This window comes from Ferrovum sp., assembly GCF_027317285.1.
GTDB lineage: Bacteria > Pseudomonadota > Gammaproteobacteria > Burkholderiales > Ferrovaceae > Ferrovum.
The window spans coordinates 1-9,975 of record NZ_DAHVHV010000061.1; the positions used below are offsets into that span (position 1 = coordinate 1).

General features: G+C 54.9%; 9 protein-coding genes and 1 pseudogene. 5 read left to right on the forward strand and 5 right to left on the reverse strand.

All coding sequences use genetic code 11. The annotated features are described in order from the left end of the window. Together tnpA and M6F29_RS10295 are read right to left on the reverse strand one after the other, a co-directional pair. Positions 1 to 238: IS66 family insertion sequence element accessory protein TnpA (tnpA, locus tag M6F29_RS10290; protein WP_298159425.1), on the reverse strand; the 238-nt coding region annotated here is incomplete at its 3' end. A 282-nt stretch (positions 239 to 520) separates the two neighbouring features. After that, positions 521 to 745: a helix-turn-helix domain-containing protein gene (locus M6F29_RS10295; protein ID WP_298159427.1), complete on the reverse strand. Its 225-nt coding sequence runs from the start codon at positions 743 to 745 to the stop codon at positions 521 to 523. 647 nt (positions 746 to 1,392) lie between these two features. On the opposite strand from M6F29_RS10295, the gene M6F29_RS10300 reads away from it, so the two are divergent. From M6F29_RS10300 to M6F29_RS10315, 4 genes are all read left to right on the forward strand, one after another. Further along, positions 1,393 to 2,337, forward strand: coding sequence for a TIGR03299 family phage/plasmid-derived protein (locus M6F29_RS10300; RefSeq protein WP_298159429.1), 945 nt, complete (start codon positions 1,393 to 1,395; stop codon positions 2,335 to 2,337). A 106-nt stretch (positions 2,338 to 2,443) separates the two neighbouring features. Then, positions 2,444 to 3,415, forward strand: a complete 972-nt coding sequence (locus tag M6F29_RS10305) for a YqaJ viral recombinase family nuclease (protein ID WP_298159432.1) — start codon at positions 2,444 to 2,446, stop codon at positions 3,413 to 3,415. Positions 3,416 to 3,492: 77 nt separating this feature from the next. Beyond that, on the forward strand, positions 3,493 to 4,446 hold the full coding sequence (locus M6F29_RS10310) for a recombination directionality factor (protein ID WP_298159435.1): 954 nt from the start codon (positions 3,493 to 3,495) through the stop codon (positions 4,444 to 4,446). Then, on the forward strand, positions 4,443 to 4,565 hold the full coding sequence (locus M6F29_RS10315) for a hypothetical protein (protein WP_298159438.1): 123 nt from the start codon (positions 4,443 to 4,445) through the stop codon (positions 4,563 to 4,565). Before M6F29_RS10310 ends, M6F29_RS10315 begins: the two co-directional genes overlap by 4 nt. A 437-nt stretch (positions 4,566 to 5,002) precedes the next feature. Here the strand turns inward: M6F29_RS10315 and M6F29_RS10320 are convergent, their stop codons facing one another. Continuing rightward, positions 5,003 to 7,456: a phage/plasmid primase, P4 family gene (locus M6F29_RS10320; protein WP_298159441.1), complete on the reverse strand. Its 2,454-nt coding sequence runs from the start codon at positions 7,454 to 7,456 to the stop codon at positions 5,003 to 5,005. Positions 7,457 to 7,682: 226 nt separating this feature from the next. Here M6F29_RS10320 and M6F29_RS10325 point away from each other — a divergent pair, with 226 nt between their 5' ends. Beyond that, positions 7,683 to 8,663, forward strand: coding sequence for an Rpn family recombination-promoting nuclease/putative transposase (locus tag M6F29_RS10325; protein ID WP_298159443.1), 981 nt, complete (start codon positions 7,683 to 7,685; stop codon positions 8,661 to 8,663). Between the two features lie 49 nt (positions 8,664 to 8,712). Here the strand turns inward: M6F29_RS10325 and M6F29_RS10330 are convergent, their stop codons facing one another. Beyond that, entirely contained in the window at positions 8,713 to 9,582 is an 870-nt protein-coding gene (locus M6F29_RS10330; protein WP_524537730.1) for a site-specific integrase, read from the reverse strand. Between the two features lie 60 nt (positions 9,583 to 9,642). Continuing rightward, a pseudogene (locus tag M6F29_RS12590) lies at positions 9,643 to 9,876 on the reverse strand (integrase arm-type DNA-binding domain-containing protein); the annotation flags it as partial. Between the last annotated feature and the right edge of the window lie 99 nt (positions 9,877 to 9,975).

Sequence of the window (9,975 nt, forward strand, 5' to 3'; positions counted from 1 at the left end):
GTTGAGGTTCGGGGGCAGGCAGCGTACCCAGATCCAAAAACCCTACGGGTTGCATCTGGCTGATGGCAGGGGAAATCCCATTGCGAAATACCCCTTGCCAGCGTATCAATCGGGATGGATTTAATCCCTTATCCCGACAGAAACTTTTGCAGTCCTGACCACTGGTCAGAAACTCGGACACGAACCCCTGCCAGTTCTGCCTGCTGTGGCGAATTCTCCTGCTACGCTTGGTTTCCATACCTGCTCTCCCGTGTCATAATCTGCAGAGAAGTATGCGGAAAAATTATCCGGGAAAATACAACGCCGTTCCGTTACCGTTTACGCTTTGGAAGAAAAAAAGGCCAAGAAAGCGAAACTGAACTGATCACGGAACCGGTCGGTTGAATCCAACAAACCCCGCTTCACACATGGAGACGGGGTTTTTTATGGGCCGGGGTCAACAGGTCAGACAGAAATAGAGGGACAGAACCATCACCACTATCGAACATAGAAGCAGGAACAGAGACATGATCGCCCCCGCTCAAAACCAGGACTTGTATACTGGCTTCATTGGCCGCAAGGATTCGACGCTCATCCGAGTGGCATTGGCCAATATTTGAGCAAGCTCGAAGTTGGGTATCCGACCCATTTTGATCCAGTTGTAAATGGAGGCGTTGGAGACGCCCAGCATGTTAGAGGCACGGGTGGCACCCCCGACTCTATGAACGGCGGCACGCACTGCGTTGGTGTTGGTATGAATGGTCATGATTTTCTCCTGAAAGTTGAGGTTTTTTGGGGAATCGTTTTACCCCTCCATACCTTATTTTAGGCGATAGTTTGTTGAAAAAATGGGGCGTTATGGTCTTAACGCGCTGTTTCAATGAAATATTTTTTCTTGGTTTGGGTTTGACGATGGATGAATAAATTATTTCCCGGAAAACTTGTCACCGTCCAGAATGCTCGCTTTGGTCACCTGCTGGGAACCCACGTTTTTTCAGAAATTCGTGGGTTGCTAAAACCTGCGAAGCCCTATAAACAAAGGGCTGCCGGGCAGGAGCCACCCTCTATTATATGTAGTGAGAAGCAGAACCATTCAGAGTAGGCCCTGCTCCCACTCAGATTGGCCCCGCTTCACCGGCCAGTTTTTTCTCGCCAATTCAATAATCCCCACCTTCCTTGGTATAAGACCTGTGTAGTACCCCCCGTCTATTCACCCAGGAGCCTCAAATGAATTTTCTCAAACAACTTGTTTTTACAGTCATTCTTGCCATAGCCGGTTTCATCACCCGATATTACGGGGAAATGGCGTAGCCCCTCGCAGCCCCCTCACTGGGAAATCACTTAGCCCCCTTTTCGGGGCATCCACACAGCCCCCTTTTCGGGGCTTTTCTCATTTCAAAAAGGAAAATGATCATGGCTCATTCAGTCGAAAACATGGCCTTTGTCGGGGACACCCCGTGGCATGGGCTGGGCAAGCAACTTCCCGAAAATCAGCCCATTGAAGTCTGGCAACGTGAGGCAGGCATGGACTGGGAAATCAAGGAGTCCGAGGTTCTGTACAGGGCGGACGACAAGATCCTCCCCTACGCTGACAGCAAAGTTCTTCACCGTTCCGATACCGGCAAGGCTTTGTCCGTGGTCTCCAAACGGTACCAGGTTGTCCAGCCTGGGGAGGTCCTGGGTTTCTACCGTGACCTGGTCTCGGTGGGGGGCTTTGAGCTTGAAAGTGCGGGGGTACTCAAGGAAGGCAGGAAACTCTGGGCACTGGCCCAAACGGGTCAGGAAACCCTGCTCAAAGGCGGGGATCGGGTCAAGGCTTACCTGCTCCTGGCCACCAGTTGTGACAGCACCCTGGCCACCACGGCGCAATTCACCAGTGTCCGGGTGGTCTGCAATAACACGCTGCAAATGGCCGTGGGTGACAGCAAAGGTGCGGTCAAGGTCCCTCACTCCACCAGTTTTGACCCCAGGCAAGTCAAGCAAGCGTTGGGCCTGGGTATTTCAGCCTGGGACGAGTTCATGGGTTCCATGAAGCAACTGGCTGAGCGCAAGACCAACAAGTTTGAAGCCATGAATTTCCTGGTGGATGTCTTGGGAGATCCGACTCTGCCCCTGCAGGAACAGCCCAACCAGAAGGCTTTGCAGGCGGTCTATGCCCTTTACTCCGGGGAAGGCAAAGGCTCAACCCTGGCTTCGGCCTCGGGTACGGCCTGGGGTTTGGTCAATGCGGTCACCGACTACGTAGATCATTCCCGCAGAGCCAGAAGCGAGGACTATCGCCTGGATTCGGCGTGGTTTGGACAGGGGGCTCAGATCAAACAGAAGGCGTTTGAGAAGGCCTTGGCGATGGCGGCGTAGGCCATTACCACCCACGGAAAAACGTGCAGCACAGGCGTTTCTGGCACTAACCCACGTTCATGAGCTTGGCTTATGGCGTGGGTTTTTCACATCTGAGGAGCGAAAAATGAGCAAGGCAAACTCGGCAGTAAGGTTGGTTTCAACCAAGGCTCTGGGCAGGGAGGAATGGCTCTCGGTCAGGAAAAACGGTGTCGGGGGCAGTGACGCTGCGGTTGCGGTGGGCCTGTCCCCGTACAAAAGTCCCCTGGAACTGTGGCTGGAGAAAACGGGAAGGAAGCCAGCCGACGACCTGTCCGCCAACGACGCTGTGTACTGGGGGGTGGCACTGGAAGCCATCATTGCCAACGTCTATGCGGAAAAGACTGGGGCCAAGGTTCGGAGGCTCAACGCGGTGCTGCAACACCCCAAGCACCCATTCATGCTGGTAAACCTTGACCGTGTCGTGGCTCACCCCACGGACGGTAGTGGCTTGTTGGAGGTGAAAACAGCGGGGGCCAGAAGCGAGGGTTACTGGGAGGAAGGCGTCCCCGAAGTGTATCAGTGCCAGGTGCTGCACCAGTTGGCGGTGACGGGCAAGGCCTGGTGCGACGTGGCGGTTTTAATTGGAGGAAATGACTTCAGGGTCTTCCGTATCGACCGGGACGAGGACCAGATCAACGCCTTGATCCAGTTGGAGCAGCAGTTCTGGCAGCACGTCATTGACGATATACCTCCCAGTCCTGACGGAACGGAGAGCAGCGGCAGAGCCTTGGCCTGGATGTATCCAAGGGAACGTGGCGAGGTCTTGGATTATAGCGAGGATTCGGCAATGAATACTCTCTTTGCGGATTACCTGACCACCCGCCAGCAGAAAGACGAGACTGAGGCCAGGGAAGCCTTACTGAAACAGCAGTTGCAGGAAAAGTTGGGGGAGGCCAGCGGTGCGGTATTCCAGCAAGGAAAGGTGACCTGGAGGAAAGCCAAGGACTCAAGTACCCCGGACTTCAAACAGTTGGCTGAGGAACATCCCAGTCTGGTGGCGAAGTATGTCAGCACCAGGGTGGGCAGCAGGCGGTTTCTGGTTCAGGTTGGGAGGTAGAGGCACAGTCGCCCCGGCACAGCAGCCACGGTTGTTGTCTGGGGCGTTTTATTGGTCGTTTTGAAAGGAGAATTACCATGATCAAGGGCTTAGCGATCACCCCGCCAGTGCTGGGGCGAATCACCATCGGCAAGGTTGTCGAGAAAAACGGCAAGCGTTTGCCTGAGAAGGACGACGCTTTTACCATCACCACCCAAGTCCAGAACCGGGACGGCTGGCTGTTGCACCCACTCCACCAGAAGCTTTCTGAGACGGCCAACCACGGCAAGATCCGCTCTATTCCGGTGAAGTTGCTGTTCAATAGTAGCGACCTGAATCTCAGGGCCGAATACAGTCTGTTTGACCGGACCACGGGCAGACCTGTTTGTGTTGGAGACGGGGAAAGCGCCAAGCGAGTGACCAGAGAGGGGATTGTGGGGTGTGTCTGTCCCGGTCCAGAGGGTTGTGAATTTGGCGCAAAGGCGGGGTGCAAACCCTACGGCAGGTTAAACGTTCAAATCGAGGGACAGGACGAGGAACTGGCCAGTTTTATCTTCCGCACCACGGGGTTCAACTCTATCCGTACTCTGTCGGCACGCTTGCAGTATTTCCAGGCGGCAAGCCAAGGGAATAGCCGGTACCTGCCCCTGCAACTGAAGCTGAGAGCCAAGTCCACCACCCAGAGTCACCGGGCTCCGGTGTACTACGTGGACCTGTGCCTACGCGACGGGGTCAGTCTCAGCGAAGCCGTGACCCAGGCCATCAGCGAGGCTCAGAGCGTGGCTGAGGCTGGGGTGGACATCAAGGCTTTGGAACGGGTGGCCAAGCAGGGGCTGGGGAATGGGGCTTTCGAGGACAGCGAGGAGGAAGGCGTGGCCATTGCCGAGGAGTTCTTCCCGGAAACCGAGGTTGGGGCTGTGAACGAGGGGAACGAGGTGGTCAAGGTGACTGCGGTCAAGTCCAGGCTGACAGCCAGGCTTGGGGGAGGGTCTGCCAACCAGGAACGGGTGACGCAAGAAGAAGAGGTGGCGCGAGAAGAGGTGGCGGCATGATACTCAAAATCCTGGTCTGGTCGGTGGGGACGCCCATACTGATGGTCTTGGTTGGGGTGGCTTGGCTGCTGGTTCTGTGCTGGGTGATTCACCTTGCGGCAAGCAGTTTGTCTGGGTGAGAGGCTTGGGAGAGGAGCCCTGTTTTCGGACAGGGCTTTTTTCGCCAGGGGGTACGAGGGGAAAGGGTTGGACTGGGGCGGGCTGGGGGCCGGCAGTGAGGTGAGGGCGGGCACTGCTGGTAGTGTGGGCAGTGTGAGATGCGTGTGGGCAGAATTTTCCATCTCACACAGCCGCAAAGCCTTTGGTGGCGGGGGTTTCAGGCAAAACGTGTGAGATGTGTGAGATGAAATGAACAAGTCCCCCTAAGGGTAATACCAAGGTTTTTGGTTCATTCCTGGGCCAAGCAATAATCTTTCTTTTTTCCTGGAACGCGGTATGGAAATCATCTCACACATCTCACACGTTTTGGCTGTAAGGCCCGTGTTTATTGGCTTAGAGGCTGTGTGAGATGGAAAATTCTGCCCACACGCATCCCACACATCTCACACAGAACTCGCTACATGTCGAACTGGCGGGCATATCCCGAACCCTCTGCCGGAGAGTTGCCCAAGGGGATGCCCATACTGCCCAGAGACGGGTATCCACAGTGATAGGGAAGGTCGTCCGACAATATCCCTACGCACCAGTAATCTTTGCCTCCACTGCGGTGTTTTTCAATGCCCAGTTCAGCCAGGCGTTTGCCGAAGTTAACCTTGTTTCGCGCCATGTAGCCGTTTGATCGGCACCAGGCTGTATAGATCTCGTACAACTCTGAAGGGGATGTCCTGCCAGAGTTATCGGTACTGATGAGCAAGCACTCCTCAATGAACATTTTTTCGGTGTCGGACTCATGCCGGTACTGGTTCAGTGTGGCAACCGAAGACGGTGGGATCCCTAAGCGCCCCCTGTTACGGAGACTTTTGAGGCCGTTCAAGGCCCAAACCAGAATTCCTGGAAGTTCGGCATCGAGTTTGGCTTCCAAGGCATGATCCTGCTCTGTCTCGCTGAACTGCCGGTTGAACCCAAGAATGATCGCTCTGCGGAAGAATCCCTCGGACAGGTCCCGCAACCGTGGCAGATGATTCGTCGCGCCGATCAGCCTGACGTAGGGCCGAAAGGAAAACGATGGTTTGAACTTGCGCTCGGCTTCGATCTCATCCCCCGCCACGATGGACTTCAAGTAGCCATCGGATAGGGTCGCATTGGCGCTCATTTCTGCGGAAATGTTGATCAGTTTGTCCTCCAACTCAGCACGAACAAACTTGTCCCCTAGCCTTTCGATGTGGGCATTGCTGACATTGCTGCGTCCGACCAAGTGGGTCAACGTGGTCAGCAGCACCGATTTGCCGTTGCCCCCAGACCCAACCATCCAGACGAACTTATGCTGGCTGTTATCCGGTGTCAGGCAATACCCGAACCACTCCTGCACGAAAAGGATCTTCTGGGCCTTGTCGGCGTCGCAGACAAAGACATCATCCAGAAACTGGAGCCAGCGTGGGCACTGCGCCTCCGGATCCCATTGAACAGAGAGTTTGCAGCGTAGATGATGCTCTGGGCGATGATCGAGCAGTTCATAGGTGCTGGTATTGAGTGTGCCGTTATTCAGGCAGATCAGGTTAAGGTCTGGGGTCGAATCCTCGTATTTGCGTGCCTGGAACACTTTGACTAGCCCCAGGGTGCCGAACACTATTCCCGTATCCGCATTCTTGCCGAAATGTCTGGCGATGACCCCTGATACCTCTGCCATTTCATCCAGCGCCGACCATGCCCCATGTTCATACCCCAGAAAACTTCCATTAACGAACATGATGTTGCCTCCGAAATGGTCATGAACGATTGCGGCAACATCTTCTGGCATGCCGGTCGCTCTTGACGCGGTCCCAGACATCATTGGGGGCTTGTAGAGGTCTTCCGCAGGAACCAAAGCCAGCAACTCAGCCGTCCAACCTAGCGCCAGGGCATCGGCGGCATCAAAGCCTTGTGGGAGTGGATCGGTCAAGGGTTTGAGTTGGTCATCCTCGCAAAGCTCAGGCAGGTAAGCCAACGGTTTCATGACCGTCACGTTGGTCAGTTTGTCTTGCTTCAGCAGGGCCTCTCCGATTTCTCTGGCATACCGTTGGCCAGGTTTATCGTTATCGGGCCAGACAAGAATTTTCCGTCCCAACAGCGGTGATAGGTCTGCCTTGCCAACGGACTTGGCCCCGTGCATGGCTGTGGTAACCACGTAATCGGGGAACAGGTCCTTGGCGGCATCCGCAGATTTCTCTCCCTCAACCACTAGGACAGGATCATCGGGTCGTGCTGCGAGCTGATCCAGGTTATAGAGTGGGTGCGGGACAGGGAAGCCTTTTATCTTCCACTGCAGGGTGCCATTGGTTTCCCACAAGGTCAGGGGACGTATGGTTTTCCCCCCTCCAGGCGGGTCGAAGCGAAGGATGTGGCCAAGCGTGCCTCCTTCGGCATTTCTGTACGTGAACGTCTTCGACGGGCTTCCAAGCCCTTTTCCAAACCGTTGCGGTATAGGCGGCGCATTGGGGGGGATGGGAAGCAGCGGCGCTTCCTCATTGGGTGCCCTGGTGGCTTGCTGTGCTGGGGGTGCTGGGGGTGGGGCAGACCCGGAAAATTCCTGGATGATCAGATTGGCCGCTTCAACCTGGGACAGATCCCGAAGGTAAGCAACAAAACTCACGCAGTCACCTCCCTTGGCCTCTTCATCCGCGAAGTCTGCCCAGGTCCCGGTCTCGGAATTGATGCTGGCGGAGCCGAAGTCGTTATCGTCTCGTTTCGGGTTCAGGAACTGGATTTCCTTGCCCTGACACCGGGTTTTAAGGTCAAGCCAGTCCATGAAGTCATCCATGTTGCCCAGCGCCCGGTCATTGGCTGTGGAGAAAACGTCTGGCGGTTCCGGGTCGGCTCCCTTAAGGAATGTCTTGTTGCCGGTGCGATTCAATGGGTTCGGTTTTTGGGTCATAGGGGTACCTTCTCCTTGTTCTTTTTCACTCGAAGCAGGGTTAGCCTCGAATCGGTTTAAGTGGCGCAGAGGAAAGTCCCCTGCACGCGGTTCGGAGAGGTGGTTTGTCAATCTCTCTACATTGAGTTTAGCTCGGCGGTCTTGCCAAAATCGTCAAAGCCTGATCAAGGGGAATTTTTTCGAGTGGGGGGGGCTCGACCAAGAACCAGGCTGGTAGAATGCCCGGATGAGCCTCGACCATGACAGCAGTTACAAGTATCTTTTTTCTGCCCCGGAGATGGTGCGTGACCTGATCATGGGATTTGTGCCGGACGAGTGGCTGCACAGTCTGGATTACGCGACGCTGGAGAGGGTGGACGGCAGTTACATCACCGAGGATTTCAAATCAAGGGCAGATGACATCGTCTGGCGGATCAAGGTGGGTGGGGAGTGGGCTTATCTGTATCTGCTCATCGAGTTTCAGAGTACGGTGGACAAATACATGGCCCTGCGCATGATGGTGTATCAGGGGTTGCTCTATCAGGATCTGATCAAGCAGGGACTGGTATTGTCCGATGGACGCCTGCCGCCAGTCTTGCCCATTGTGTTGTACAACGGCAGCCAGCGTTGGACGGCGGTAAGGGATGTATTTGATCTGATTCCGCCGGTGCCGGGATTGGTGGAGCAGTTCAAGCCCAGGGCGAAATACCTGCTGGTGGACGAGAACGACTACCCCGACAGCGAACTGGCCCCGCTCAATAATCTGGTGGCGGCGGTGTTTCGGTTTGAGCATCCCGTCAGTTCGGAAAAGATCGAAGAATTGATTGCTCTGCTGGAGGTGTGGTTGGTGGACCAGTCTGGCCTGCGTAGGATGATTGCCCGCTGGCTCAGGGCCACGTTGATGCGGAAACCGGAGTACCGTATACTCTTACCAGAGGTGGACGATTTACAGGAACTGAGAATTATGCTATCTGAACGAATGAAAGAATGGGCGCATCAGTATAGGGCAGAAGGTGAGGCAATAGGTGAGGCAATAGGTGAGGCGAGGGGTGAGGTGAGAGGTGAGGCTTTGGCTTTGCAGAAGCAGTTGACCAGACGGTTTGGCGTCATACCGGCAGATGTTCTGGAGAAGATTTCGGCTGCCACGGTTGAGCAAATTGACGGGTGGCTGTATCAGATCCTTGATGCCAAGAGCCTGAACGACTTGTTCGGCCCGACCACGCACTAACCCCAAGAACCGACCATCCCGGACCTTTGTCCAGGATGGTTGAGCCAAGTCACACCCGCACCAACGCCACCTGCTCGACGGTCTTTGGCATGGCCAGTGTCAGAGGCACTGCCTTGGATACTTCATTGGCGGCATCGAGGAGCGTGTCCTGGCTCAGGTGAGCATACCGCTGAGTTGTCTTGACTTGGGTATGCCCCAGGATTTTCTGCACCTCATATAGTGACCGACCGGCATTGACCAGAAACGAGGCAAACGAGTGCCTCAGATCGTGGATACGAACCTCGGACAGTTCAGCCCTTTTCCTTGCCGTGTTCCAAGCCGTGAAGATCGATACGAATGGTTTTCGTGTCTTGGGGTTGGCGAATACCCAGGGGCAATCATCGTGGGGTATCGAATCCAGCAACTGCAGAACCCCATCCGATAGTGGGACATGACGGGGTCTACCTGTTTTCGTCACCGGTATCCGCCATTGCTTCCGTACCACATCGAAGTCCTCCCACTTTGCATCCAGCACCTCGCGTTTTCTGGCACCGGTCAGGATCAGCATTGGTACGATGTATTTGAGCATAGGGTTTTCACTCTGACATACCGTTCCGTATAGTTTCTGGGCTTCTAACTCGGTCAGGAAGCGTTCTTTCTTGTTGAGGTCCTCGAACAAGGCCACGTCCTTGGTGGGATTGGCCTTGAAGCCGGGGATTTCCCAGCGCAATGCCAGATTCAAGGCGTAGCGCAACATGATCAGGCAGCGATTGCAGGTGCCCAGGGCATAATCCTTGGTCCGCATTCCATGATGGAACTGGATGACATCGTGTTTGGTGATTTCGTCCAGGTACTTTTTGCCGAAAGCGGGCAGCAGGTGGTTTCGCAGATAGGAGTCGTCTGCCTGCCAAGAACGCTTATATCCCTTCACATAGGGCATATACCGTTGCTCCATGAAGTCAGTGAAGGTGGGAACTTGGCGGAGAGTGGTCTTCTCAGTGGCGGGGTCGATCCCTAGGGCGATTTGGCCGCGTAGTTTTGACGCAACTTTCTTTGCCTGATCAAAACTAATGGATTTTGCGTCACCAATGCGGTATTGTCTCTGATGTCCGCGAGTGTCTCGATAGCGTAAGTAGTATGTCTTCCCTCCCGAAGAGCGTACTTCAAGGCTTAGACCGGGAATTGCGGTATCGAATAACTCAATCCGTAGTTTGTTGTCAGGACAGTTGGCCAATCGAACGACTGAAGCATTTAAGCGTGCTTATCCGGTTGTCACAGACAGCCACTACCTGTAGTGTAGCCGGAGGTGTGAACTTGGGGCGAACATGGTCAT

What these genes read in the sequence shown, in the direction of transcription:
- M6F29_RS10295 (WP_298159427.1), bottom strand. Translation starts at nt 745, where the DNA reads ATGACCATTCATACCAACACCAACGCAGTGCGTGCCGCCGTTCATAGA.
- M6F29_RS10300 (WP_298159429.1), top strand. Translation starts at nt 1,393, where the DNA reads ATGGCTCATTCAGTCGAAAACATGGCCTTTGTCGGGGACACCCCGTGG.
- M6F29_RS10305 (WP_298159432.1), top strand. Translation starts at nt 2,444, where the DNA reads ATGAGCAAGGCAAACTCGGCAGTAAGGTTGGTTTCAACCAAGGCTCTG.
- M6F29_RS10310 (WP_298159435.1), top strand. Translation starts at nt 3,493, where the DNA reads ATGATCAAGGGCTTAGCGATCACCCCGCCAGTGCTGGGGCGAATCACC.
- M6F29_RS10315 (WP_298159438.1), top strand. Translation starts at nt 4,443, where the DNA reads ATGATACTCAAAATCCTGGTCTGGTCGGTGGGGACGCCCATACTGATG.
- M6F29_RS10320 (WP_298159441.1), bottom strand. Translation starts at nt 7,456, where the DNA reads ATGACCCAAAAACCGAACCCATTGAATCGCACCGGCAACAAGACATTC.
- M6F29_RS10325 (WP_298159443.1), top strand. Translation starts at nt 7,683, where the DNA reads ATGAGCCTCGACCATGACAGCAGTTACAAGTATCTTTTTTCTGCCCCG.
- M6F29_RS10330 (WP_524537730.1), bottom strand. Translation starts at nt 9,582, where the DNA reads ATGCCCTATGTGAAGGGATATAAGCGTTCTTGGCAGGCAGACGACTCC.